22 protein-coding genes are annotated in these 23,890 nt (G+C 63.0%); 15 read left to right on the top strand and 7 right to left on the bottom strand.

Annotated elements, in window-relative coordinates:
• Nucleotides 1-123: 123 nt before the first annotated feature.
• Nucleotides 124-1,107: a prolyl aminopeptidase gene (pip, locus tag AC07V8_RS10015; RefSeq protein ID WP_494677953.1), complete on the top strand. Its 984-nt coding sequence runs from the start codon at nt 124-126 to the stop codon at nt 1,105-1,107.
• A gap of 72 nt (nt 1,108-1,179) precedes the next feature.
• Nucleotides 1,180-1,686, top strand: coding sequence for a BON domain-containing protein (locus AC07V8_RS10020; RefSeq protein WP_494677952.1), 507 nt, complete (start codon nt 1,180-1,182; stop codon nt 1,684-1,686).
• Between the two features lie 6 nt (nt 1,687-1,692).
• Here AC07V8_RS10020 and AC07V8_RS10025 read toward each other — a convergent pair whose 3' ends face one another.
• Together AC07V8_RS10025 and AC07V8_RS10030 are read right to left on the bottom strand one after the other, a co-directional pair.
• Nucleotides 1,693-3,045: a cytochrome-c peroxidase gene (locus AC07V8_RS10025; RefSeq protein WP_494677951.1), complete on the bottom strand. Its 1,353-nt coding sequence runs from the start codon at nt 3,043-3,045 to the stop codon at nt 1,693-1,695.
• A gap of 107 nt (nt 3,046-3,152) precedes the next feature.
• Entirely contained in the window at nt 3,153-5,561 is a 2,409-nt protein-coding gene (locus AC07V8_RS10030) for an alkaline phosphatase family protein (protein WP_494677950.1), read from the bottom strand.
• Between the two features lie 222 nt (nt 5,562-5,783).
• Here AC07V8_RS10030 and AC07V8_RS10035 point away from each other — a divergent pair, with 222 nt between their 5' ends.
• From AC07V8_RS10035 to AC07V8_RS10070, 8 genes are all read left to right on the top strand, one after another.
• Entirely contained in the window at nt 5,784-6,251 is a 468-nt protein-coding gene (locus AC07V8_RS10035) for a hypothetical protein (protein WP_494677949.1), read from the top strand.
• A gap of 181 nt (nt 6,252-6,432) precedes the next feature.
• The gene (locus AC07V8_RS10040; protein ID WP_494677948.1) at nt 6,433-7,572 is read left to right on the top strand and encodes a branched-chain amino acid ABC transporter substrate-binding protein; all 1,140 of its coding nucleotides are present in this window, start codon (nt 6,433-6,435) and stop codon (nt 7,570-7,572) included.
• A 99-nt stretch (nt 7,573-7,671) separates the two neighbouring features.
• A complete protein-coding gene (locus AC07V8_RS10045) occupies nt 7,672-8,379 on the top strand; it encodes a helix-turn-helix transcriptional regulator (RefSeq protein WP_494677947.1) in 708 nt (235 codons plus the stop codon).
• A gap of 92 nt (nt 8,380-8,471) precedes the next feature.
• A complete protein-coding gene (locus tag AC07V8_RS10050) occupies nt 8,472-9,104 on the top strand; it encodes a glutathione S-transferase family protein (RefSeq protein WP_494677946.1) in 633 nt (210 codons plus the stop codon).
• Nucleotides 9,105-9,190: 86 nt separating this feature from the next.
• Nucleotides 9,191-10,465: an ATP-binding protein gene (locus AC07V8_RS10055; protein ID WP_494677945.1), complete on the top strand. Its 1,275-nt coding sequence runs from the start codon at nt 9,191-9,193 to the stop codon at nt 10,463-10,465.
• Complete coding sequence (locus tag AC07V8_RS10060) at nt 10,462-10,995, top strand: response regulator transcription factor (RefSeq protein ID WP_494677944.1); 534 nt, start codon at nt 10,462-10,464, stop codon at nt 10,993-10,995. Before AC07V8_RS10055 ends, AC07V8_RS10060 begins: the two co-directional genes overlap by 4 nt.
• A gap of 157 nt (nt 10,996-11,152) precedes the next feature.
• Nucleotides 11,153-12,838: an aspartate-alanine antiporter gene (gene aspT / locus AC07V8_RS10065; protein ID WP_494677943.1), complete on the top strand. Its 1,686-nt coding sequence runs from the start codon at nt 11,153-11,155 to the stop codon at nt 12,836-12,838.
• Nucleotides 12,839-12,912: 74 nt separating this feature from the next.
• Nucleotides 12,913-14,577 carry a bifunctional aspartate transaminase/aspartate 4-decarboxylase gene (locus AC07V8_RS10070; protein WP_494677942.1) on the top strand — a complete coding sequence of 555 codons (1,665 nt, stop codon included), beginning with the start codon at nt 12,913-12,915 and terminating at the stop codon, nt 14,575-14,577.
• A gap of 63 nt (nt 14,578-14,640) precedes the next feature.
• Here the strand turns inward: AC07V8_RS10070 and AC07V8_RS10075 are convergent, their stop codons facing one another.
• A complete protein-coding gene (locus tag AC07V8_RS10075) occupies nt 14,641-15,909 on the bottom strand; it encodes a cytochrome-c peroxidase (protein ID WP_494677941.1) in 1,269 nt (422 codons plus the stop codon).
• A 376-nt stretch (nt 15,910-16,285) separates the two neighbouring features.
• Here AC07V8_RS10075 and acpA point away from each other — a divergent pair, with 376 nt between their 5' ends.
• On the top strand, nt 16,286-18,430 hold the full coding sequence (gene acpA / locus AC07V8_RS10080) for an acid phosphatase (protein ID WP_494677940.1): 2,145 nt from the start codon (nt 16,286-16,288) through the stop codon (nt 18,428-18,430).
• 86 nt (nt 18,431-18,516) lie between these two features.
• Here acpA and AC07V8_RS10085 read toward each other — a convergent pair whose 3' ends face one another.
• From AC07V8_RS10085 to AC07V8_RS10095, 3 genes are all read right to left on the bottom strand, one after another.
• Entirely contained in the window at nt 18,517-19,509 is a 993-nt protein-coding gene (locus AC07V8_RS10085; RefSeq protein ID WP_494677939.1) for a pyridoxamine 5'-phosphate oxidase family protein, read from the bottom strand.
• A gap of 79 nt (nt 19,510-19,588) precedes the next feature.
• A complete protein-coding gene (locus tag AC07V8_RS10090; RefSeq protein WP_494677938.1) occupies nt 19,589-20,224 on the bottom strand; it encodes a glutathione S-transferase family protein in 636 nt (211 codons plus the stop codon).
• 153 nt (nt 20,225-20,377) lie between these two features.
• On the bottom strand, nt 20,378-20,947 hold the full coding sequence (locus AC07V8_RS10095; protein WP_494677937.1) for a TetR/AcrR family transcriptional regulator: 570 nt from the start codon (nt 20,945-20,947) through the stop codon (nt 20,378-20,380).
• Nucleotides 20,948-21,093: 146 nt separating this feature from the next.
• Here AC07V8_RS10095 and AC07V8_RS10100 point away from each other — a divergent pair, with 146 nt between their 5' ends.
• From AC07V8_RS10100 to AC07V8_RS10115, 4 genes are all read left to right on the top strand, one after another.
• The gene (locus AC07V8_RS10100) at nt 21,094-21,510 is read left to right on the top strand and encodes a MarR family winged helix-turn-helix transcriptional regulator (protein WP_494677936.1); all 417 of its coding nucleotides are present in this window, start codon (nt 21,094-21,096) and stop codon (nt 21,508-21,510) included.
• Nucleotides 21,511-21,651: 141 nt separating this feature from the next.
• A complete protein-coding gene (locus tag AC07V8_RS10105) occupies nt 21,652-21,906 on the top strand; it encodes a hypothetical protein (RefSeq protein ID WP_494677935.1) in 255 nt (84 codons plus the stop codon).
• 126 nt (nt 21,907-22,032) lie between these two features.
• Entirely contained in the window at nt 22,033-22,380 is a 348-nt protein-coding gene (locus AC07V8_RS10110; RefSeq protein ID WP_494677934.1) for an alginate lyase family protein, read from the top strand.
• Between the two features lie 12 nt (nt 22,381-22,392).
• Nucleotides 22,393-23,022, top strand: coding sequence for an alginate lyase family protein (locus tag AC07V8_RS10115; RefSeq protein WP_494677933.1), 630 nt, complete (start codon nt 22,393-22,395; stop codon nt 23,020-23,022).
• 127 nt (nt 23,023-23,149) lie between these two features.
• Here AC07V8_RS10115 and AC07V8_RS10120 read toward each other — a convergent pair whose 3' ends face one another.
• Nucleotides 23,150-23,884: a LuxR family transcriptional regulator gene (locus tag AC07V8_RS10120; RefSeq protein WP_494677932.1), complete on the bottom strand. Its 735-nt coding sequence runs from the start codon at nt 23,882-23,884 to the stop codon at nt 23,150-23,152.
• Nucleotides 23,885-23,890: the final 6 nt, after the last annotated feature.

A 23,890-nucleotide genomic window follows, 5' to 3' on the forward strand; every position in this document is an offset into this window, starting at 1 on the left:
GCAACGGCAACGGCAACGGCAACCTCTTACCTGCAGTGCTTGATTGCTGATTTTTCGTCTGCTGAACTGCATCGCCAGATTTGTTATGATCATCGTTCTCCACTCCCACAAGGAAACCATTTCATGACTATCAGCCAACCCGCTGTGCAGCAAACTCCTCCTCAACTGCTGGGCCTTTATCCGCCGCTGGAACCGTTCAAGTCGGGCATGCTGGATGTGGGGGACGGGCATCAGGTTTATTGGGAAATGTGCGGCAATCCTGACGGTAAGCCGGCGGTGTTCCTGCATGGCGGGCCGGGGGGCGGTTGCAATGCTGACCATCGGCGGCTGTTCAATCCAGCCAAATATTGCGTCATGCTGTTCGACCAGCGCGGTTGCGGGCGGTCTACGCCGCATGCGAATCTGGAGGCGAATACTACCTGGCATCTGGTGGCGGATATCGAGCGGCTGCGGGAAATGGCGGGAGTCGATAAATGGCAGGTGTTTGGCGGTTCCTGGGGCAGCACCCTGGCCCTGGCATATGCCGAGAAACATCCTGAGCACGTCAGCGAGCTGGTATTGCGCGGGATATTCACCGGGCGCCGTGAAGAAATCCAATGGTATTACCAGGACGGCGCATCGCGCCAGTTCCCGGACAAGTGGGAAGCGTTCCTGGCGCCGATTCCGCCGGCTGAACGGCATGAGATGGTGCAGGCCTACAGCCGTCGTCTGACCGGCGCCGACGAAGTCGCCAAGCTGGCGGCGGCCAAGGCATGGAGCGTGTGGGAAGGCAGCACCGTCAAGCTGTTGCCCGATCCGTCGCTGGCGCAGGCGCATGAAGATCCGGAATTTGCGATCGCCTTTGCGCGCATCGAAAACCATTACTTCATCAACGAATGCTTCTTTGAAGACCAGCAGCTGCTGCGCGATGTCGGCCGGCTGCGCGGCATTCCTGGCGTCATCGTGCAAGGCCGCTACGATGTCTGCTGCACGCCGAAGACTGCGTGGGAACTGCACAAGGCCTGGCCGGAAGCGGCGCTGCATATCGTGGAAGATGCCGGCCACGCCTACAGCGAGCCGGGCATCCTGCATCAACTGATTACGGCGACCGACAAGTTCGCCGGCTGATGTGAGACGGCCGGAGTGCAGAGCGCGCTCCGGCTAAATGCGGTGCAATCGCCGATTCTTGCGGAGGAGCGTATGCTGCGACCACCTCGCTTCCGATCCATGCCGGCCATCCTGATGGCGCTGTCCGCGCTGATGTCTCCGGTCTACGGCGAGACCTTGAAAAACTGGTTCAACGATCCCTTCATCCAGGTGCGCAACGCCGTGCCCGATTGCCCGCCGCCGCTGGGGCCGCTGGTGAGCGAGCAAGAGGCGCACAGGGAATCCCATTGGCGCACCGAACGCGGCACCAGCTGCTGGCTGGCCGGCCAGTGCAGCAAGCCGAACTCCTATCTGTACGATGTGCCGATAGCGCAGGCCGTGCAGGCCCATTTTGCCGCCGATCCGGCGTTCGCCCGCAGCAGCCTGTGGCTGACTTTCCAGCGCCGTTTTGTCTGGGTCGAAGGCTGCAGCGCCGATCCGGCCATCAATGCCGCGGCGCTGGAGGCTTTTGTCCGCGCCGCGCCGGATGTCGAACGCGTGATCGTCAACCTGCGCGCGCCGGGCGCCAGCAAGGCGCCCTATCCGCTGGCGCCGCCCTGACGATTTCTATTCGATGCGGGCGGCGCCCGACCTGGCCGAATAGCCGTCGTTCAAGGTTTTCAGGAAGGCGATCAGGTCGCCGATTTCTTCGTCGTTGAGCGCCGGCGCCTGGCCCGCTTTGCGGTTCAGCGGCGCATCCTGGCTGTCGATATTGCCGCGGTAGCGCGGCGGCAGGTCGTCGTACTTGACGATCTTGCCTTTGACCTTGGGATACCACTTGCCGGGATCGGTATCGCGCTCCGCGTAGAAATGCAGCATGTCTTCCAGCGTGTGGAAGCGGCCGTTATGAAAGAACGCGCCGCGCGTCGCCACATTGCGCAGGGTGGGCGACTTGAACATGCCGCAGAACTCCGCTTCCTTCATCATGTCCTTGCGGTCCGGACCGCAAATGCCGAGATCGGCGTAGCGCGGGTCGCGGTTGGCGGCGATCTCGGGATTGCGCGGCACGCCCAGCGCCTGGAAGCCGAAATCGGTGAACTGCGCCGGCCGTCCTCCCGGTCCAGGCGTGTCGACGTGGCACTTGGCGCAATTGCCTTTGTTCGGATTGTTGAACAAGCCGTAGCCGCGCAGTTCAGCCGGCGTGAAATCGGCGTTGCCGGCCATCGCCGCATCGAACTTGCTGGTGTAGGGATGAAAGCTCGGATCTTCGGTCTGGAATGCTTCCAATGCCAGCGTCGCCTTTTCCAGCGCCGCCGCCGGATGATCGAAGATGTCGGCGCCATATACCTGCCGGAACTGCGCCGCGTAGCTGGCCTGCTGCAATCCGGCGATCACCGCGGCAGGATCCGGATTCGCCATCTCGTTCACATTGAGCAAGGGGATCAACGCTTGCTCGTGCAGCGTATCGACCGCGCCGTCATGCGTGAAGCCGCCGGTCGGTCCTTCATCCTCGGTATCGTCCGGTCCCGGCACATAGTAGTGACGGGTGAACTTGGGCGTGAAACCCAGGTAGCGCAAGGACGGCACCGCGCGCGTACCCTGCCGCTGCATGTCGGCGCCGCCCAGCTGCACGGCCAGGCCGTTCGGCGGCCCATAGGCATGATCGGGACTATGGCAGGTCGCGCAAGACATCTTGCCGGAAGCCGATAGGGAAGCATCGAAAAACAGCTGCTTGCCCAGCTGCGCCGCCGCACTCAGCGTAGCCGCCGGCTCAGGATAGCGCACCCACATTTTCAAGCCCGGCTTGGATACCGCCGGCGCCGCGGCAACCACCGGGGCAGCAGCCGCAACACCAGCAGCATGCACCGGCACATCGGCATCGTGGCAGCCGCCCAGCAACAACGCGAACGCAGTCGACGCCAGCAAAACACCCGCCCTGCGCCGCTCCGCGAAACCCCACCCACTATGATTGCTGCTCAAGACGCTTGATCCATTCCCAGAGATATGCCGCCACCTTTTAATTGGGGTCAGAGTGAGGTATGTCGTTGCGGATATATTCGACTCTGACCCCAATTAAAGGAAGGGGGTTAGAAGTTGAACATGGCCATCAGGTCGCCGACGGCGGTGGTGTTGACCGGGCGGTACTGGTCGGCGGCGAGGCTGACCGGGTTGGGCATGTTGTCGCGGCTGCGTGGCGACAGCGGCGGCAGGCGCCAGTTGCGTTCGATGAATTTCAGCACCGACGCATGATCGTAATAGGTGTGGTCGACGAAGCCGGTGCGGGCGTACGGCGAGACCACCAGGAACGGGATGCGCGGGCCGTCGCCGAAGAAGTCGACGTTCTGGATGTAGCCGCTGTCGAAATGGCCGCCGCCTTCATCGGTGGTGACCAGGATCGCGGTGTGCGCCCACAAGGTTGGATTGGCCTTGACCTTGGCGATCAGGTCTTGCAGGAAGGCTTCGTAGCGGGCCGGCGCGGAATAGCCCGGGTGGCCGCTGTCGAGGTTTTTCGGCACCACGAACGAGACCGCCGGCAGGGTGCCTTTGGCGATGTCGCTGTAGAAGCTGGTGAGGCCGGCCAGGCTGGATTTCAGGCTGCTGTTCATGACGTTGCTGGAGGCTACCAGCGGGTCGCCGATGGCGTTGTACTGCGCGCCTTGCGCGATCGCTACCGGAAAGCCGAGGGCGGCGGCGTCGGCCGTCACGTCGGCCACTTCGCGGCCGCCGGTATACCACTTCCAGGCGACGTTTTTCTTGGCCAGGCCTTCGGCGATGGTCGGCACGGTTTGCGGCGGATAGTTGTAGTTGTTGGGGCCGATGGGCTGGACGTTGCCGTTCATGTCGTAGCCCGGATTGTAGTTATTCACCAGATAGTATTTGCCGCTGTCGCAATTGCTCTTGACCTTTTTGCCGCTGAGGAAATTCAGGATCGCGCCGACGCCCGGCTGGCCGGCGTCCGAGCAGTTGACGTAGGAGCCGCCCTGATAGCCGTCCTGCGAATAGAAGTTCGGCGTCTGCGCCAGCGGATTCGGATTCTCGATCTGGTTCGCCGGCGGCGTGCCGACTGCGCCGCCGTTATTGAAGTAAGGCAGGTCGCCGGTGGCGATGGTGAAGAAATTGGCGCCGGTGCCGCCCATGATGCCCTGGTGATAGTTGTCGCTCAGCGCATATTGCTGCGCCAGCGATTTGAAGTAAGGCGCATCGCCGCTGGCCATGTTGAGGAAACCCATCAGCTCGCCGCCCTGCCCTGGATTGCTTGGCGTGATGCCCTTGGTGTCGCCGCCCTGGCCGACGGTCGCCGCTACCCAGGTAAACAAGTCGAGCCTGGCATTGTCGCCGCCGGTCTGCTGCCACATCTGGAAGAAGCGATGCACCGGATCGCCGGTCTGGGCGCTGGCGGCAGTGCCGTAAGGGACGTATTTGGTCAGCTGGAACGGTCCGCTGGGCAGATTGCCCGGGAAGCGCGTATCCGGCACGCCGCCGGGATCCTGGAAGGTCGGCGGTTTCAATTCGCCGATCGCGGTCGGTTGCGGCAGCGTGGCGTAGGCGCCGGCGCGCGTTGGGCTGATCGTATAAGCGGTCTGGGTCGCGCCCTGGTTCTGCATGGCCAGGCTGAAGTTCGGGCCTGGCGTGCCGTCGGCGTTGATGATGCCTTGCGACAGCAGGTTTTTGACGGTCTGGCCGCTCGGTGGCTGGTAGGCGCCGAAGACGGCGTCGAAGGTCTGGTTTTCGCCGACGATCACGATCACGTTCTGGATCGGCGTGGTGGTCGGGCCGTTGTTCAGCGCCAGCAGTGACTGGATCGCGGTTGCCGGCAGGGAGCCGCCGATGTTGCCGCTAGGCGGGATGGTCAGCACCGTGCGATTGGCGTCGGCGCCTACCGCGATCTGGCCGCTGTGCACATTAAAGCGGGCCAGTTCGAACAGGTTGTCGAGCGGATCGCCGGCGACGGCCTGGTAGACGGTGCTGCCGATAGGGTCGGCGGTTTCGCTGGCGGGCACGCCCAGTGCGGTAAACAAGGGCTGCAGCGGCAGGGTGACGTCGCTGACCGCCTGCGCAATGCTGGCCGAGCTGATTTTCGCCGCGCTGATCTGCGCCGCGGTCGGGCTGCCGTTAGGGACCATGCCCAGCACGCGCTGGGTCACCAGCGAGGTCAGCGGCGTCAGGTTGGCTTGTACCGCATTGCCGGCGCCGGGATTGATCACCGAGGACAAGGTGGCGGCGCTGCCGTCGGCATCGTTGAACGGTGCGGTGAGGACGAAAGGAGCCGTGCCTTTCAAGGGCAGCGTGAACTTGCCGCTGCCGTCGGTCAGCGCGGTCTGCACATTCTGGCCGCTGCTGTCGGTGATGGTGACAGTCACGCCCGCCAGCGCCTTGCCGCTGGCGGCGACGCCGCTCACCGTGGCGCCGCCGGACGTGATGCTGTTGCCGCCGCCGCTGCAGCCGGATAGATAAACCAGCGTTGCGCATGCCAGCGCCAGAGAATGAGGTTTCATGAATTTATCCTGTGATGGATGGTTGAATAGTCAGGCCGGACAGCAGGCGCGGCGGACGCGCACAGCATGCACCTGGTTAGCTTTCCATTGTCGCGAGCATATGTGACTGCCTGATGTCAGAACACGTTAGGGTTTGCGAAAAACAACAAACCGTTTAGAGTGAGTCGTCCATTGCGCCGAATTCATTATTGTGTTTCTCGATGGAAACAGATGGAGGGTTTTATGAAAATGTCTTTGCTGTCCCTGCTGTTGCTGGCCCTGGTTGCCGACAAGGCGCAGGCAGACGATATGCCGATGTCGATGCCCGACATGCTGGCCGACAAAGATGTGATGCAAGCCGCCAATGCCTGTCTGGCCAGGCACCCGCAAGGCGGCAATATTTTTGTCGAAAACGTCTATCCGATGAACCGCGGGCTGGTCGGCGTCGTCACCGCCGACAGTTCCGGCCGCCGCTACGATTGCTACGCCGAGCTGGAAAGCGGCAAGGTGCGCAACAGCGCGCCCATCATCGAACCGCGCGGACCCCTGTTCGTCTCGGTGCGGCAGATGTCGACGCCGCCCAAGGGCGAATGCTTCAACAGCAGCCCGCTGGTGATCGGCCGCCAGCTGCAAGGCTGGCTGCTGACGCAGACCGGCAAATGCAGCGGGGCTTCCTGGAACGGCATCGAGGCGGCGCCGAAAAATCCTTGAACGCAAGTCTCGCAACGCACCCGCCAGGTCCTAGGGCCTGGCGCCGCTTTTAGGTAGAATCCAAGGGTCATATAAATCACTGAAGCCGCCGCAGGATAGTCCGCGCCAGCACGGAGCCGACGGCTGATCGCTGCCGGCGGCGATAATGCGGTATTTCAGCCACTCAAAATTGGGAGATAAAATGCAGATCAATGCCAAAACCACGTTGCTGTCCGCCGCTATTGCCTTGACGCTGGCGGGCACCGTGCAGGCACAGGAACAGGTCGTCAAGATTGCCCACGTCGGCCCGATCACCGGCCCGGTGGCGCACGTCGGCAAGGACAATGAAAACGGCGCACGCATGGCGATCGAGGATCTCAACGCCAAGCACCTGGTCATCGGCGGCAAGCAGATCAAATTTGTGCTGCAGGCCGAGGACGACGGCAGCGATCCGAAGCAGGCCACCAGCGTCGCCCAGAAACTGGTGGACGCCAAGGTGGCGGGCGTGGTCGGCCACCTGCAGTCGGGCACCTCGATTCCGGCTTCCAAGATTTACTTCGATGCCGGCATCCCGCAGATTTCACCGTCGGCCACCAGCGCCAAATATACCGAGCAAGGCTTCAACACGACCTTCCGCGTGGTGGCCAACGACGCTCAGCTTGGCGCCGCGATGGGACGCTATGCGGCCAAGACGCTGCATGCCAAAAAGGTCGCCGTGATCGACGACCGCACCGCCTACGGCCAGGGCCTGGCTACCGAGTTCCTGAAGGACGCCAAGGCTAACGGCGTCGATATCGTCGCCACCCAGTACACCAATGACCGCGCCACCGATTTCAGCGCCATCCTGACCGCTGTCAAGGCCAGGCAGCCTGACCTGATTTTCTTCGGCGGCATCGATGCCAGCGCCGGCACCATGCTGCGGCAGATGCGCCAGCTCGGCATTACCGCCAAGTTCATGGGCGGCGACGCCATCTGCACCGGCGCCTTGCCGCGCCTGGCGGGTGAAGGCTTGCAGGATGACCAGGTGTATTGCGCGATCGCCGGCGGCGTTGAAAACCAGGCGCCGCTGGATGCCTTCAAGGCTGCCTACAAGCAGAAATACCAGGCCGATATCGTGCAGTACGCGCCGTATACCTATGACGCCGTGATGCTCATGGCCAAAGCCATGCAAGAGGCCGATTCGGTCGATCCCAAGAAATACCTGCCGAAGCTGAGCAAGATCCGGTACACCGGCGTCACCGGCAAGATCGCCTTCGACGACAAGGGCGACATCAGGAACGGCACGCTGTCGATCTATACCTTCCGCAACGGCCAGCAGACCTTGCTGTCGCTGACCAGGTAAGACACGGGCAAGGCTTGAGTCTTTAGCAAGAGAGCGCGGCGGCCATCCGGCCGCCGCATTGCAATCCGCGCACGGCGCGGCAGGTAGCACAAGGAGAGAATGTTGGCACAGGCGGCAAGCCGCACCGGGCGTTTATTCATGCTGATGGATGCATTGCGCGGCCACCGGCGGCCGGTCACGGCGGCGCGGCTGGCCGAGGACCTGAAGGTTTCGGTGCGCACCATCTACCGCGACGTCCAGACCCTGATGGAACTGGGCGCGCCGCTGGAGGGCGAAGCGGGGCTGGGCTACATGCTGCGCTCCGGCTTTTTCCTGCCGCCGCTGATGTTCAGCGAAGATGAACTGGAAGCCCTGGTGCTGGGCGCGCGCTGGGTGCAGCGGCAGGGAGACGCCGGCCTGACGCAGGCCGCCGCCAACGCCCTCAGCAAGATCGCCACGGCCTCGCCGGCCGACCTGCGCGACAGCATGGCGAACATGGGCCTGTGGGCCGCCAGCTACCCGCGGCAGCCGGCCAACGACATTGCGCTGGGTCCGATCCGCGAAGCGATCCGGCGCCAGCACAAGATCAGCATCTGTTATCGCGATGAACACGGCAGCGCCACCGAGCGCCTGATCTGGCCGATCGCGCTCGCCTTCTTCGAGGGCAAGCGGCTGGTGATCGGCTGGTGCGAGCTGCGCAGCGGCTTTCGCCACTTCCGCTGCGACCGCATCGATCAGCTGACCCTCACCAAGCTGCGCTACCCGCAGCATCGCAGCGCGCTGCTGCAGACCTGGCGGCGCGAAAACGGGTTCGCCGCAGAGCAGTAGCTATTGCTTGTCAAAACGCTACTGACACAGACTGTCAGCAGCCCGGGACTAAGATGGCTGCATCGCCTCAACCACCCCGGGAGATTTCCATCATGCGCCTCTATCATCATCCAATTTCATCGAACGCCCGCCGCGCCGTCATGACCGCCCATCATCTGCGCCAGCCGGTAGAACTGGTGCTGCTGGACCTCTCCAGCAGCGAGCAGCGCAAGCACCTGCTCAGCCTCAATCCCAACGAAAAAATCCCGGTGCTGGTGGATGGCGACTTCATCCTCTGGGAATCCTGCGCCATCATGCAATACCTGGCAGACAAGACGCCGGGCCAGACCGTGTATCCGGCCGAGTTGCAGGCGCGCGCCGACGTCAATCGCTGGATGTTCTGGTCGGCCCAGCACCTGACGCCGGCGATCAGCATCTTTTACTGGGAAAATTTCATCAAGGGCCTGATCGGCGCCGGCCAGCCCGATCCGCTCGAACTCAAGCGCGGCGCGGTCGACCTGGAAGCGGTCGCCACTGTGCTCGATGGCCACCTGGCGCGGCGCCAATGGGTCTGCGGCGACGGCCTGACGCTGGCCGACCTTGCCATCGCCGCGCCGCTGATGGCGACCGGGCCAGGGCGGGCGCCGCTGGCGCCCTACCGCCATCTGCAAGCCTGGTTCAGCCGCATGCAGGAACTGGAGGCCTGGCGCCAGACCGAACTCGACGAAGAGCTGATGGTGGCCTGAGGCGAGAGCAAATTCAATAGCAAATTCAACAGCCGATCCGATGGCAAATTCGCAAGGTCCGGCGCCGGCAAGGCTATAATCCGGCGATGGACCTTCCGCCGATTTTCAGCACCCTGCCGCAGCACCAGATTCTCAGCCGCCTGATATGGATGCGCTGGATCGCCATCGTGGCGCAGCTGCTGGTGATTGCGGTGGTGCACCTCACCCTCGATGTCGGCCTCTCGGCCGGCGCCCTGAAGTCGCTGTTCAGCGTGATCGCCCTGCTCGGCATCTTCAACCTGCTGAGCTGGTGGCGCACGCGCCATGCGCGGCCGGCCGGCGATTCCGAGCTGTTCATGCAGTTGCTGGTGGATGTCAGCAGCCTGTCGCTGCTGCTGTATTTTTCCGGTGGCGCCACCAATCCCTTCGTCTCGTTTTACCTGCCGGCGCTGGCGGTCGCCGCCGCCATCCTGCCGTGGCGGCTGGCGTTTGTGCTGGCGCTGTATGCGTTTGCCAGTTATTCCTTGCTGACTTATGTCTACCAGCCCTTGCATATCCATGACAGCAGCCGCGGCATGGCTTATCACCTGGCCGGGATGTGGGTCAATTTTGCCGTCTCGGCGGCGCTCATCACTTGGTTCGTGACGCGCATTTCCGCCAACCTGCGGCAGCGCGAGGCGCAGCTGGCGCAGGCCCGCGAGCGCCAGCTGCAAGGCGAGCGCATGGTCGCGCTGGGCGCCCAGGCTGCCAGCGCGGCGCACGAAATGGGCACGCCGCTGGCGACCATCGCGCTCATCGCCGGCGAGTTGCGCAATGAAGCCCGGCAAAGTCCGGCATTGCTGGCGTATGGCGCTGACCTGGCTCTCATCGAACAGCAGATCGCGGTGTGCAAGAATGCGCTCGAACGCATGCGCGTCGATGCCGATCCGCAGGCGGCGTCGGGGCCGCATGGGTTGAAAGAATGGCTGGGGAAATTCATCGACGCCTGGCGCTTGCGTCATCCGGCGGTCAAGCTGTCTCTGTCGTTGCCGGAGCAGGATGGCATGAGCAACGACATCCAGGTGCTGGGCCAGATTCTGCTGACCTTGCTCGACAATGCCGCGCGCGCGGTGGCAGCCGATGGCGGTCGGGTGCAGGTCACGCTGACGATGGCCGCTGCCGGCGCGCTGATCCGGGTGCAGGACGACGGCGCCGGCATCGATGCCGAACTGTTGCCGCGGCTCGGTTACCAGCCGGTCGCTGGCAGCGCTGACGGCAAGGGCATAGGCCTGCTGCTGGCGTTCGAGAGCGCGCGCCAGATCGGCGGCGAAATCAGGCTGAGCTCGCCGCCGGCGGGCGCAGGCCACGGCGCTGTCGCCGACTTCACGCTGGCGCTGGCATGAGCACTTTCCTGATACTTGACGATAACCTGGTGTTCGCCGAAACGCTGGCGCGTTCGCTGGGCCGGCGCGGTTTCAGCGTGACGGTCGCCCATGACGGCCGGCAAGCGCTGGCGGCAGCCGGCCAGACGGCCTTCGAACTGGTGACGATCGACCTGCAGCTGGCCCAGGATTCCGGCCTGCAGTGGATCGCGCCTTTGCGCCAGGCCTTGCCGCAGGCGCGGCTGCTGGTGCTGACGGCCTATGCCAGCATCGCCACCACGGTGCAGGCGATCAAGCTGGGCGCCGACAATTACCTGGCCAAGCCGGCCAATCTCGATTCCATCCTGCTGGCGCTGCAGCTCGACAGCGCCGCCCAGCCGCCGACGGCAGCCGCGGCGCCGGCGCCTTTATCGGTGGGCCGTTTGCAATGGGAGCACATCCAGTACGTGCTGGCCCAGCACCAGGGCAATGTGTCGTCGACCGCGCGCGCCCTCAACATGCATCGCCGCACCCTCCAGCGGCGCCTGGCGAAGAAGCCGGCGGCGAAGTAGCCGCCTGAGGCCGGCCCTTGGCGGATTGCCGATGCGGCTTGCGATGGACAGACGATTTTTTCGGAAATAGCAATTCTGCTATGATGAAAAATGCCTTTTGGAAATTTATAAAAATACAATTTTTATTGCCCAAACTTGTCATGGAAGGATGTTCGCTATGGAATGGTTGCATGACCTATTCAAGAGATCCCCCGAGATAGCGCTGTTTTTGTCGCTGGCAGTCGGTTATTACGTCGGCAAGATCAAGTTCGGCAAATTCCAGCTTGGCGGCGTCGCCGGATCGTTGCTGGTGGCGGTGCTGGTCAGCCAGGTGGGGGTGCAGGTCGATCCGGGCGTCAAGGCAGTCCTGTTTGCGCTGTTCATTTATGCGGTCGGCTATGAAAGCGGCCCGCAATTCTTCAACTCTCTGGGCCGGCAGTCGGTCCGCGAAATTTTCCTGGCGGCGATCCTGGCGATCACCGGCCTGGCGACGGTGGTGCTCATGGCCCGGCTGTTCGGTCTCGACAAGGGACTGGCGGCGGGCATTGCGGCCGGCGGCCTGACGCAGTCGGCCATCATCGGCACCGCCGGCGACGCCATCACCAAGCTCGGGCTGGATGCGGCCGAAGTGGCGCGCCTGCAAGGCAATGTCGCGGTGGGCTATGCGGTGACCTACGTTTTCGGTTCCTTTGGCGCCATCATCGTCTGCGTCAACATCCTGCCCAAGCTGATGGGACGCAGCATCCGCGAAGATGCGGTCAAGGCTGAGACCGCCATGCAGGCCGGGGTCAAGGTGCTGGGACCGGAGCAGCATGCGGCCTTGCCGGAACTGGTCGGGCGCCTGTATGAAGTCACCCTGGGCAAGATCACGGTCGAGGAAGTGGAAACCCTCGATCCGGCCACCGCCATCACGATTGAAAGGGTCAAGCGGGCGGGCCAGGTGATCGAAGTCAATCCGCAGCTGCTGTTGCTGCCACAGGATATCGTGCTGGTGGTGGGCCGCCGCGAAGCGGTGGTCAGCACCTCCGGTTTCCTCGGCAAGGAAGTGTATGCGGTGGAAGACATGGAGCTGACCATGCAGCATCGGGAGGTGGTGCTGACCAACAAGGAATTCCATAACAAGAGCGTGGCGGCAATCCGGGAGCAAACCGCGGGCGATGTGCGCCATGGCATCTACGTGGTGCAGATCAGCCGCATGGGACAGGTGCTGCCGATCCTGCCTGACACCATCGTCCAGGTGGGCGACGTGGTGTCCATCTATGGCGCCGAACAGGACGTCAAGCGGGTGGCCGATATCGTCGGCTACGTGATCGTGCCCACAGCCAAAACCGATTTCGTCTATCTGGGCGCCGGCCTGGTGGTGGGCTTGCTGGCCGGCCTGCTGGTGGCCAAGGTCGGCGCGATTCCGCTGACCCTGGGCAGCGGCGGCGGCGCCCTGCTCTCCGGCCTGCTGTTCGGCTGGTTCCGTTCCAAGCACCAGTCCTTCGGCGCCATGCCGGTGGCGGCGGTGCAGATCCTGAAAGACCTCGGCCTGGCCGGCTTCGTGGTGGTGGTCGGCCTGTCTTCCGGTCTGCAGGCGGTGCAGACGGTGCGCCAGCAAGGCTTCACCATCTTCGGCGTCGGCGTGGTGGTCACCATCCTGCCGATGATCCTGACCATGCTGATCGGCCGCTACATTCTGCGCTACGACAATACGGCGGTGTTCGCCGGCGCCCTGAGCGGTTCGCGCAGCGCCAATCCGGCTTTCGGCGAAGTGCTCGACAAGGCCGAAAACGCCATCCCGACCGTGCCTTTCGCCATCACCTATGCGCTCGCCAACGTGTTCCTGACCTTGCTCGGGCCGCTGGTGGTGGCGCTGGTCTGATCCGTCTCATCCGTTTGTGTCTCATCCCGGGTCCGCTGCGGCGGATCCACACCATTCAATAAGGAGTACCGGAAATGGATTTCAGCAACCCAGATAAACTCGCCCTGCTCAGCCCGTTTGAATTGAAAGATGCCTTGATCCAGGTGGCCTCGAAAAGCGACCGCTCAATGCTGAACGCCGGCCGCGGCAATCCGAATTTCCTGGCGACCACGCCGCGTCACGGCTTCTTCCAGTTCGGCCTGTTTGCCATGAGCGAAGCCGAGCGTTCTTATATTTACATGGACGGCGTCGGCGGTTTTCCGAAGCCCGACGGCATCGAAGCGCGTTTCGAAATTTTCGCCAAGGCTCACGCCGGCGTCGAGGGCATCCGCTTCATCGAAGCGGCCGTATCGTATGTGCGCGACCAGCTGGGCTTGTCGGCCGCCGATTTCCTCTACGAGATGTGCGTGGCCATCCTCGGCTGCAACTATCCGGTGCCGGACCGCATGCTGAACCTGAGCGAGAAGATCGTCGGCCAGTACATCCGCCGCGAGATGATAGGAGAGCATCCGTTCATCGGCAACTTCGACATGTACGCGGTGGAAGGCGGCACCGCCGCCATGACCTACATCTTCAACAGTCTGCGCGAAAACCATGTCCTCAAGGCCGGCGACACCATCGCGCTCGGCATGCCGATCTTCACGCCGTACATCGAGATCCCGCACCTCAACGATTACCAGCTGGTCGAACTGCTGGTCGATGCGCCGTCCGAGCACAACTGGCAGTTCACCAGGAAGGAACTCGACAAGCTGCTCGATCCCAAGGTCAAGGCCTTCTTCCTGGTCAATCCGAGCAATCCGCCCTCGGTCAGGATCAACGACGAGACGTTGGCGTATATCGCCGAGATCGTCAAGAAACGCCCCGACCTGATCATCCTCACCGACGACGTCTACGGCACCTTCGCCGACGACTTCGTCTCGCTGTTTGCGATCTGTCCCTACAACACCATCCTGGTCTATTCGTTCTCGAAATACTTCGGCGCCACCGGCTGGCGCATGGGCGTGGTCGCCACCCACGAAAAGAATATCCTGGACGACAAGATCGCCGCCCTGCCGGAAGCCCGCCGCAAGGAACTGGACCAGCGCTACAACTCGATCACCACCGAGCCGCGCGCGCTGAAATTCATCGACCGCCTGGTGGCCGACAGCCGCACCGTGGCGCTCAACCATACCGCCGGCCTGTCGACCCCGGTGCAGGCGCAGATGACGCTGTTCTCCCTGTATTCGCTGATGGATGAACCGCAGGAATACAAGAAATCGATGAAGCGCATCGTCCTGCGCCGCAAGGAAGCACTGTACCGGGCGCTGGCGTTGCCGATGCCGGTAGACGCCGATTCGGTCCACTACTACCATCTGCTCGACCTGGAAACGCTGGCCACGCAAATGTATAGCGCCGATTTCGCCAAATGGATGGTGAAGCGTTTGAAGCCGAACGAAGCGCTGTTCCGGCTGGCGGAAGAAACCGGCGTGATCCTGCTGCCGGGGCGCGGCTTCGGCACAGCGCATGCGTCGGCGCGGGTTTCCCTGGCCAACCTGAACGAATACGACTACGCCAACATCGGCACAGCGATCCGCAAGCTGGCGCTGGAATTCCATGCGCAGTTTGAGAAAAATGCAGGCAGCGAAAAAGGCGCCAAGAGCGCGGGCGGCGGCAAGGCGGCAGGCGCAAAAGCCAAGGCTGCGAAGAAGGCGAAGAAATAAGTAAAGATGGCGGAAGACGATAAAAATCCCATGGCATGCCATGGGATTTTTTTAATGCTCGCGTTACGGCTTATAGCCGTCGTTCAGGGTTTTCAGGAAAGCGATCACATCCTTGATTTCGCTGTCCGTCAGCGCCGGCCGATCGCCCGGCTTGCGGTCGAACGGCGCTTCCACATTGACGTTGCCGTGATAGGCCGGCGGCAGGTCGTCGTATTTCATGACGCTGCCATCTTTCGCTTTCGGATACCATTTCTGCGGCTGGGTATCGCGCTCCACGTAAAACTTCATCACCTGTTCCAGGCTGGTGAAGCTGCCGTTGTGGAAGAACACCTTGCGCGTCGCCACATTGCGCAGCGACGGCGTCTTGAACATGCCGCAGTATTCGGTCTTGTCCTTCAGGTCGGTGCGGTCGGGGCCGCACAGGCCCATGTCGTAATATTTCGGGTCGGCGTTGGCCGGGATATGCTTGTTGCGCGGCACGCCGATGGCGATCAGGCCGTAATCGGTAAACTGCGGGAAGGCGCCGCTGGGGCTGATTTCGCTGATGTGGCAAGAGGCGCAATTGCCTTTGGCCGGATTGTTGAACAGCTGCAGGCCGCGCAGCTCCTGCTTGCTGAGCCGGGTTTGCTGACGCAGGAAGGCGTCGTATTTGCTGTTGTAGGGATAGAACTCGGTCGGGCTCTCCTGGAACACCTCGAGCGCCATCAGCGCCCATTTGAAGGCTTGTTCCTGATTGTCGAAAATAGTTTCGCCGAAAGTCTGGCGGAACTGTGCCGCATAGCTGGCCCGCTTCAGTTTTTCCACCACCTCGGCCGGACTGGCGTTGCCCATCTCGTGCGCCGACAACAAGGGAATGCGCGCCTGGTCGTGCGTCGACGGCGCGCGGCCGTCCCAGTTGTGGCCGCCGGTAGGGCCGGCATCGATGCTGTCGTCGCCGTCGTCATCGAAGAAGTGTTCCGTAAACGCCGGCACGTTCTGGATATAGCGCAGCGACGGCGCCGCGCGTGTTCCCAGGGTCTTCATCTCCTTGCCGCCGAGCTGGACCGCCAGGTTGTTGGGCGGGCCGAAGGCGTGTTCCGGACTATGGCAGGTGGCGCAGGACATCTTGCCCGAGGCCGACAACGAGGGATCTGAAAACATGATGCGTCCCAGCGCCGTCATCGCAGCTACCGACGGCTGCTGCTTCAGCGTGGGCGCGTAGGTGGCGCCGACATAGGCCGGCTTCGCCGGCTCGGCCGCCGCTACCGGGCCGGCGTCGGCGTGCTGCTGGCCGCAGCCGTTCAGGAAGAGCGCGGCGATGCCGCTCAGGAATGCAAGGACCGCTGGTTTCATGATGATGGAAAGTGGAAAGCCGAAGTGGTGAGCGAACTGCCGCAAGTGTTGCTATTTTGTGCGCAAGACTAGTGTAGTGTTTCACACATAATGACACTTAATAAGCGGCGTCTTTGCGCGCCATGCGTCGTTGCAAATCCTCGCGATAGCCCACTATCGCTCCGGTTTGCGCGGGGCGGCCATCCGCCTAGCCTGGCGCGCAAATACACCATTTCTTAAGCGCCATTATGTGTGAAACACTACACTAGCAGCCCTGCATGACAGAACGATGACACGCTCCTTTGCAAAAAAATAAATACCGGCCGGAGACCGGCATTTCACACAGTTGAAATATTCGGGGCATAGGATTGCGCTTTTTATCGCCCAGGGAGGGGTTATGAAGCGGACCATGGATTGGCTGCCGGTTACGGTAGCCGCGGTGACGTTATCGGCGGGATTGAGTGCATGCGGCGGCGGTGGCGGCGGTTCGGTCGGCGGCGATACAGGCGCGGTGACCAGCGGCCAGGTGACCGGCAGCTACTACGAAAATGCGCAAGTATGTTTTGAGGACAAGGTCAAGAAAGCCACCTGCGACGCGGCATCGCCGGTAGTCAAGACCGGCGCCGACGGTTCCTACTCCTTGCGAGGCCAGGGCCCGGTGCTGGCGACCATCGACACCAGCGCCATCCATCACGAAGTCCTGGGCGACAAAGGCACGGCCGTCGCGCAAAAGCTGCTGTTCCGCGCGCCTGCGGGCCGCAGCGCCTTCGTCAGCGCGATTTCCACCGAACTGGCTGCGGCCATGGACGCCAACGGCGGCGATTTCGCTGATGCCAGCAAGAAGCTGGCGGCAAAAATCGGCACCGCCGAAGCCAACCTGCTGGCCGACATCAACAAGCTCGGCGGCCAGGACCTGGCTGCCTTGAAGGCAGAAGCCGCGGCAATCAATGCCGCCATCGCTGCTGCCGTGGCGCAGGGCGGCGACGTCGATCTGGGCCAGGCGCTGGGGCGCGCGCTGGCCATGAACAACATCCAGAACGTGGTGGTGATCTTTGCCGAAAACCGCGGCTTCGACAATCTGTACGGCCTGTACCCGGGCGCTAACGGCATTCCCGGCGTCAATCCGACTTCAACCTCGGCCTACGTGCCGCAGAAAGACTTCGACGGCAGCACCCTGCCCGTCCTGCCGCCGACCTGGGGCGGCATGACCCTGGCCGGCCAGAGCACGGTCATCACCCAGGCGCAGTCGGCCAACCTGCCGAACAAGCCGTTCCAGATCGATGACAGCAACAGCCCGATCTACATGTCCTCGGCCGTGATCACGCGCGACCTGGTGCATCGTTTCTACAACAACCAGATGCAGATCAACGGCGGCAAGAACGACAAGTTCACCGCCTACTCCGATGCAGGTGGCCTCAGCATGGGCTACTACGACGGCAGCAAGATGAAGTTGTGGAACATCGCCAAGCAGTACACGCTGGCCGACAACTTCTTCATGGGCGCCTTCGGCGGTTCCTTCCTGACCCATCAATACCTGATCTGCGCCTGCGCCCCGACCTACCCGAATGCCGACGCCGCCACTTCGCCGGCCAAGAACAACATTTCGGCGGTCAACCTGGACGCCAACGGCAACCTGATCGGCCTGGCGCCGGGTACCGGCAATCCGACCTCGGTATTGAATGGCGCGCCGGTCTACCAGAAAGACAGCACCATCACGCCGAAAGACGCTTCCGGCATGTTCTACGCGGTCAACACCATGCAGCCGCCATATCAGCCTAGCGGCAATAATGCTGCGGCCGTGGCTGCCTATGCGGATCCAAGCAAGGCAACTACCTTGCCGACGCAATCGCAGACCACGATCGGCGACCAGCTCAGCGCCAAGGGCATCAACTGGGCCTGGTATGCCGGCGCCTGGAACGCGGCGCTGGCGGACGCGCCGAACGCCAGCCGCAGCGTGATCTATAGCGGCAAGGTGCAGTTCCAGCCGCATCACCAGCCGTTCAACTACTACAGCCGTTTCGATCCGGCCACGGCTGCCGGCGCCGCCGAACGCGCCAGCCACCTGAAGGATTTCGACGCCTCGTTCCTGCAGGACGCGGCGGCGGGCAAACTGCCGGCGGTAGCGTTCTACAAGCCGCAGGGCAACCTGAACCAGCACCCTGGTTACGCCAACGTCGTCGACGGCGATGCGCACATCGCCGACGTGATCGCCAAGCTGCAGGCCAGCCCGCAGTGGAAGCACATGCTGATCGTCGTGACCTACGATGAAAACGGCGGCTTCTGGGACCACGTCGCGCCGCCCAAGGGCGACCGCTGGGGTCCGGGCATGCGTCTGCCGACCTTGCTGGTTTCGCCGTATGCGAAAAAGGGCTTTGTCGACCACACTCAGTACGATACCGCTTCGATCCTGCGCTTCATCACGAACCGCTATTCGCTGCCGGTGCTGCCCGGCATCACGGCGCGCGACAAGGCGCTGGTGGCCAACGGCGGCAAGCCGATGGGCGATCTGACCGGCGCCCTGACGCCAGTGCCGCAGGAGTAGATTGCAGGAAGGTCGCTGCTGCAGATCCGGGCAGCGGTTGATGGGCGACATCGCGCCGGCTGCCTTGAAAAAGGCAGCCGGTTTTTTTACGCCGGCCAGGCGCCCATGGGCGCCAGCGCAGGGGAGAATTCCGCCGCGCTCCAGCGCAGCGGCAACGATGCCTCGACACGTATCGCCTGTTCCACATGGAAGCGCAGCAAGCGCTGCGCGCCGGCGAACGATGCGACTTCGGGGCCGTCCCAGATCAGCTCGGCTGTTACCGCCAGGTAGATCAGGTCGCCGCTGGCGAAATCGATGAACAGCAAGCCGGCGCGCGGATGCACGACCAGGTTGCCGATGGTGTTGAAGAAAAAATTGCCGACGAAGTCCGGCACGGTCAGCGTCCTGGCGTCGTCGATGCGGACAAAGCCGGGCTTGCCGCCGCGATGCGAAACGTCGGCGCCGTAGCCGCCCTCCCCGGCCTCGCCATCTGCGGATTGCTCCTGCAGAAAAGCGGTGGCGATGAAGAAGGTGTCGGCGCTGCCGATCAGCTGCTGCATGGCGCCGTCCAGCGCGCTGGCGCGATGCACCTGCGGCGCCGCGGTGCTGGCGCTGTCGACGGCGCTCGGGCGGCGGGCCTGGATGTATTTGGGACAATTGCCGAAGCTCTGCTCGACTTTCAGGGTCCAGCCATCCGCATCCAGCTGCTCGACCCTGCCGTTCATGCGATTGCGGCGGCGCGTGTGCGGCTCGATGCCGAGCAAGCCGATGGCGGCGTTGGCCGTCAGGGTTTGCTGCAGCGGATCGGCCGCCAGCGCATGGGCGTGGATGCGCAGATGCTCGGCATCCGGCGAGGTGACGAAACCGGGGGCGCCGGTCACGATCGAGGCCCATGGCTGTTGCTGGCGGTCGACGCTGCCGACGATCATGAACGGCAGCTGGCTGAAGAATTCGCGGTGCTGGTCAGGCATCGCGGCGCGGATCACCTGGCTGCGCGCCGCCATTTTTTCCAGTACGCCGGCGCGCTGCTGCACTGCCCGCTCGCCGCGATGGAACACCGATTTTCCAGCGTTGGCGCTGGCTGTTTCCGGATGGTTCATGATTGCTTGCCTCGTCAATGATTGAGCGCAGTATTACCCACGGCGCATCCACGGCGCCTTCACAGCAGATCGCGCCGGCTCAGGCCGCCAGCGGCTGGTTGGCGCGCATGGCGACAAAGCCCGGCAGCGCTTCGATGCGGCGCAGCCAGCTGCGCATCTGCGGATAAGCGTCGAGCGCGATCCCGCCTTCCGGAGCATGCGCGATATAGCTGTAGGCGGCAACATCGGCAATGGTCGGATGGCCGCCGGTCAGGTAATCCTGGCCGGTCAGATGCGGCTCTAGGACTGCAAATAGCTGCAAGGCGGTAGCGCGGGCGGCTTCGCGGTCGAGCGGCGCGCCGAACAAGGCCGCCATGCGGGCGCTGGCCGGCCCTCTGAAAATCTCGCCGGCCGCCAGCGACAGGAAACGTTGCACGCCGGCGGCGCCGAGCGGGTCGCGCGGCAGCCAGGCGGCATCGCCATATTTGCTGGCCAGGTAGACCAGAATGGCATTTGAATCGGCTAGCGTGACTGCGCCGTCTTCAATCACCGGCACCTGGCCGAACGGGTTCTTTGCCAGGAATGCCGGCTTTTTTTGCTCGCCGGCGCGCAGGTCGACTTCGATCATTTCAAACGGTAAATCCAGCAGCGACAAAAACAGTTCTACCCGGTGGGCATGGCCGGAAAAGGGCGAACGGTAGAGGCGGATCGGCTGGGCTGGGCGGACGACTGGCATGGCAAGACTCCTGGAGAATTTGAATAAGACGCTGACAAAATGCGGCGCGGACGCCGCCGCTGCAAAGCGATGACCCTGTACCGAACAATCGGTACAATACAAAGTCAAAACAGTCCTGTCAAGTAAAAATCAGCTGAATCGGCGCCAGATTTTCTAGGCGGCCGGCGCGCCCAGCAAGATGTTTGGGAAGTTTTCGACCATGCGCATGAACGGCCCGTTGCTGCCCAGGGCGCGCGACACCACCAGCGAGCCCTGGATCGCGATCACGGCATTTTCGGCGCGCACCGCGGCTTCGACCTTGTCGATGCCGGCGTCTTCCGCCACCGCCGCCAGCAAGGCCATCAGGCTGCGCATGCGGCTGCCCAGGTGCTGCTGGAACAAGGAGCCGGCCTCGCCGATGGTGAACACATCGGTCAGGCAAGGCGCCATGCCATTGGAATAAAACTCTGACAATTTTCCGGCAAACTCGCGCGCGCGCTGCTCGGGCGGCTGCTTGCTGGTCAGCGTCGGCAGCACATACTGGGTGAACCAGCCGCCGACCGCGGCCATCGCCGCGCTGGCCATGTCTTCCTTGCCGTTCGGAAAGTAATGATACAGGCTGGAGCGGCCCAGGCCGGTGGCGTCCGACAGGCGCGACAGGCTGCTGCCCTCATAGCCGAAGCGGCGGAAGGCGGCCAGGATGCGTTCGATGACTTCGTCTCGGGTAAGGGCGGCGGTGGGCATGATGTGTGTACCGAATGTTCGTTGTTATCAATGTAGAGGCGAAATGGCAAAACAGCAAGCACTTAACGCGTAAAAAAGACAGAAACAAGAGAACATCGTGGCAAATAATGATTGCCTAGCTAATCATATTTATCTACACTGGCCCTATGTTCGATCACTGCCTTTATTTCAATACCACCGCACTGGCGCGCATCGTCGAGCGCGAGTGGAATGCTGCCTACCAGCCTTTCGACCTGACCGCGCCGCAAGGCTTTGTCTTGCGCACCGTGCTGCGGCGGCCCGGTCTGCTGAGTAGCGAAGTGGCGGATGTCTTCGGCATCGCCAGGCCGACCGCGACCCGTTTGCTGGACGCCTTGCTGGCCAAGCAGCTGATCGAGCGCCGGCCGTCGGCGGCAGATGGCCGCGAATGGAATATTTTCCCGACCGTCGCCGGGCTGGCGCTGGACGGACCGATCAACGCCGTCAGCGCCGAGGTAGCGCAGCGGCTGCGGCAGCAGATCGGCGGCGACCGTTTCGACGGCTCGATTGCGGCCTTGCGCGGGATTCGCGAAAGCATCGGCTGATACAGCAGTAAGCACAGTGAGCACAGTGAGCACAGTGAGCACAGTGAGCACAGTGAGCACAGTGAGCACAGTGCGCCGCCCGGGCGCATTATTTTCCATCAATTAGTTGTTTAGCTAACTTCTTTTTCGCAAGGAGCCGCCATGCCTGTCATTTCACAAAATCCGCAGCAAGTCGCACGCCGTTTCACCTTGATCGTCAGCGCAATCGCTATTGCGATCGCGCTGTTGCTGGTCATCGCCTATCTTGCAATTGCCGAGCCGGAGACGGGCCAGGCCGCGTGCATCGCGGCGCACGCGGCCGAACGCGGCATCAGCAGCCAGCAACTGGCCGGCGACAGGCGTTATCAGCAAGACCTGGTGGCGATCCTGTCTGCCTGCAGCGGCATGGCGCCATAAAATTGCAACAAGAAATTTCAGCAGCTGTACGCGTGGCAAGCCCATGTTTTAATTCCTGGGTAGCCTGGCATTGCCCGGGCCAGATCGCCTGTTAACCTGTTTCCGTACACCTTTTGAGGGAGCCGCATGCCGCGTCGACTATTCCTGCTTATCCTGCCGCTTTGCCTGTTCGGCGGCAGCGCCTTCGCCGCCTGTGCCGACGCGCCCGCCGGCCTGCGCGATATCGAGGCCAACGGCTATTACTCGGATGCGCATTACTCCATCGTCGATCCGGTCCTGAAAGCCCGCAACGAAGCTGCGGTCAAGCCGTTCAGCGACTACCTGGCGACAGTCAGCGCCAATGCCGACCGCTACATCGCCAGCGGCGATACCGCAGCCGCCGCGTGCGCCTTGCGCTGGCTGGACCGCTGGGCGGCGGATGGCGCGATGCTGGGCAAGGTCGGCAGCAGCCAGGCGCAGTACGAGCGCAAATGAACGCTGGCCGGCGTGGCGCTTGCGTATATCAAATTGCGGCCGCTGGCCGAGCCGGCGCAACGTCTGCATATCGAAAGCTGGCTGCCGCGGCTGGCGGACGCCGCGCTGGCGTATGCCGGCGACGCCAAGCGGGCGCGCAATAATCACTATTACTGGGTCGGCCTGGCGGTGATGGCGACCGGCGTCGCAACCGGCGATGCGCGCTATATCGACGCCGCCAGCAAGATCTACGACAGCGCGCTGAACGACATCGGCGACGACGGCAGCCTGCCGCTTGAGCTGAATCGCGCAGGCCGCGCACTGGCTTATCACAACTATGCGCTGGCGCCGCTGGTCATGATGGCTGAGCTGTCGCGCATGAATCATGACGACTGGTACCAGCGCCGCCACGGCCGCCTGAAAAAGCTGGCGCAACTGGTGTTGGAGGGTATCGCCGATCCGGCCTGGTTCGTGCAGAAAACCGGCGCCCCGCAGGAAATGCCGAAAGGCGGCATCCTGGGCTGGATCGTGTTCTATCGTGAAATCGCGCCGGAACTGACGGCGCCGTCGCAGGCATTGATGGAGCAGGCGCCATTCCGCTACGCGCAGCTGGGCGGCAATCTCAGCGTGCTGGCCGAAAAACATTTCTTCGAGCAGCCCTGAGCTGCGGGGGCAAGCCGGAAAACGCAGCTTCCTACCGGGCCGGCTGCTTCAGCTTGCAGCGGGAAACAGTCGATGGCGGGGCCGTCAATGCGGAATGCCGGTACGCGCTTGCTAGTTGAAAATCAAATCAATTATTGGGTTTGATGATGCCCATCATGACCGCGCGGCTGATGGCGTGGCGGGTGCTGTAGACGCCCAGCTTCATCGCCACGTTCTTCATATGGAAATACACGGTGCGCTGGGAAATGCCCAGGATCAGGCCGATCTCGCTGCTGGTCTTGCCGTCGGCGCTCCAGCGCAGGCATTCCAGTTCACGCGCCGACAGCAGCGATTCCTGGTTCGGGGTGGATTTGCGCCACAGCGTTTCGGCGGCTTCCTGCAGATACAGGCCGAGCAGCAGGGTATCGGCCTGGCTGCCCGCCGGCAGCGCCGCCGCCGATGCGTTGCTGTAAAAATCGAGGCGGTTGGCCGACTGCTTGGTATGCAGCGCCAGGCTTATGCCCTGGGTGATGCCCATGGTTTTCAAGAGCGGATAGATCTGGCCGCCATGCAGCAGGCACAGCTGCTCGACCTGCCAGCTGAGCGGCAGGCAGGAGCGCGCCAGGTGCTGCTGGACCGGATCGGTCTTGTCGTCCGTGGGCTGGGTGAACAGCTGCAGGGTGGCGCCGGGCAGGGTGCCGAACATCTGCACCTGCGAGGCGCCGTTGGCGCCGGTGACATCCATCTTCAGCATGAAGTCGCAGATGCCGATCTGCGCCAGCAGGCGCTGGCTGCGCGCCCGCAACTGATCCCAGTCGGGAGCTTGCGCGATCAGCAGTAGATCGGGGGCGGATAATCGAGGAGCGGTTTCGCTTCGCAGCATGGATTT

This window comes from Collimonas sp. GW821-FHT02H07, from assembly GCF_059421505.1.

Coding starts and splice junctions, on each gene's coding strand:
- pip (WP_494677953.1), top strand. CDS start 124: ATGACTATCAGCCAACCCGCTGTGCAGCAAACTCCTCCTCAACTGCTG.
- AC07V8_RS10020 (WP_494677952.1), top strand. CDS start 1,180: ATGCTGCGACCACCTCGCTTCCGATCCATGCCGGCCATCCTGATGGCG.
- AC07V8_RS10030 (WP_494677950.1), bottom strand. CDS start 5,561: ATGAAACCTCATTCTCTGGCGCTGGCATGCGCAACGCTGGTTTATCTA.
- AC07V8_RS10035 (WP_494677949.1), top strand. CDS start 5,784: ATGAAAATGTCTTTGCTGTCCCTGCTGTTGCTGGCCCTGGTTGCCGAC.
- AC07V8_RS10040 (WP_494677948.1), top strand. CDS start 6,433: ATGCAGATCAATGCCAAAACCACGTTGCTGTCCGCCGCTATTGCCTTG.
- AC07V8_RS10045 (WP_494677947.1), top strand. CDS start 7,672: ATGTTGGCACAGGCGGCAAGCCGCACCGGGCGTTTATTCATGCTGATG.
- AC07V8_RS10050 (WP_494677946.1), top strand. CDS start 8,472: ATGCGCCTCTATCATCATCCAATTTCATCGAACGCCCGCCGCGCCGTC.
- AC07V8_RS10055 (WP_494677945.1), top strand. CDS start 9,191: ATGGACCTTCCGCCGATTTTCAGCACCCTGCCGCAGCACCAGATTCTC.
- AC07V8_RS10060 (WP_494677944.1), top strand. CDS start 10,462: ATGAGCACTTTCCTGATACTTGACGATAACCTGGTGTTCGCCGAAACG.
- aspT (WP_494677943.1), top strand. CDS start 11,153: ATGGAATGGTTGCATGACCTATTCAAGAGATCCCCCGAGATAGCGCTG.
- AC07V8_RS10070 (WP_494677942.1), top strand. CDS start 12,913: ATGGATTTCAGCAACCCAGATAAACTCGCCCTGCTCAGCCCGTTTGAA.
- AC07V8_RS10075 (WP_494677941.1), bottom strand. CDS start 15,909: ATGAAACCAGCGGTCCTTGCATTCCTGAGCGGCATCGCCGCGCTCTTC.
- acpA (WP_494677940.1), top strand. CDS start 16,286: ATGAAGCGGACCATGGATTGGCTGCCGGTTACGGTAGCCGCGGTGACG.
- AC07V8_RS10085 (WP_494677939.1), bottom strand. CDS start 19,509: ATGAACCATCCGGAAACAGCCAGCGCCAACGCTGGAAAATCGGTGTTC.
- AC07V8_RS10090 (WP_494677938.1), bottom strand. CDS start 20,224: ATGCCAGTCGTCCGCCCAGCCCAGCCGATCCGCCTCTACCGTTCGCCC.
- AC07V8_RS10095 (WP_494677937.1), bottom strand. CDS start 20,947: ATGCCCACCGCCGCCCTTACCCGAGACGAAGTCATCGAACGCATCCTG.
- AC07V8_RS10100 (WP_494677936.1), top strand. CDS start 21,094: ATGTTCGATCACTGCCTTTATTTCAATACCACCGCACTGGCGCGCATC.
- AC07V8_RS10105 (WP_494677935.1), top strand. CDS start 21,652: ATGCCTGTCATTTCACAAAATCCGCAGCAAGTCGCACGCCGTTTCACC.
- AC07V8_RS10110 (WP_494677934.1), top strand. CDS start 22,033: ATGCCGCGTCGACTATTCCTGCTTATCCTGCCGCTTTGCCTGTTCGGC.
- AC07V8_RS10120 (WP_494677932.1), bottom strand. CDS start 23,884: ATGCTGCGAAGCGAAACCGCTCCTCGATTATCCGCCCCCGATCTACTG.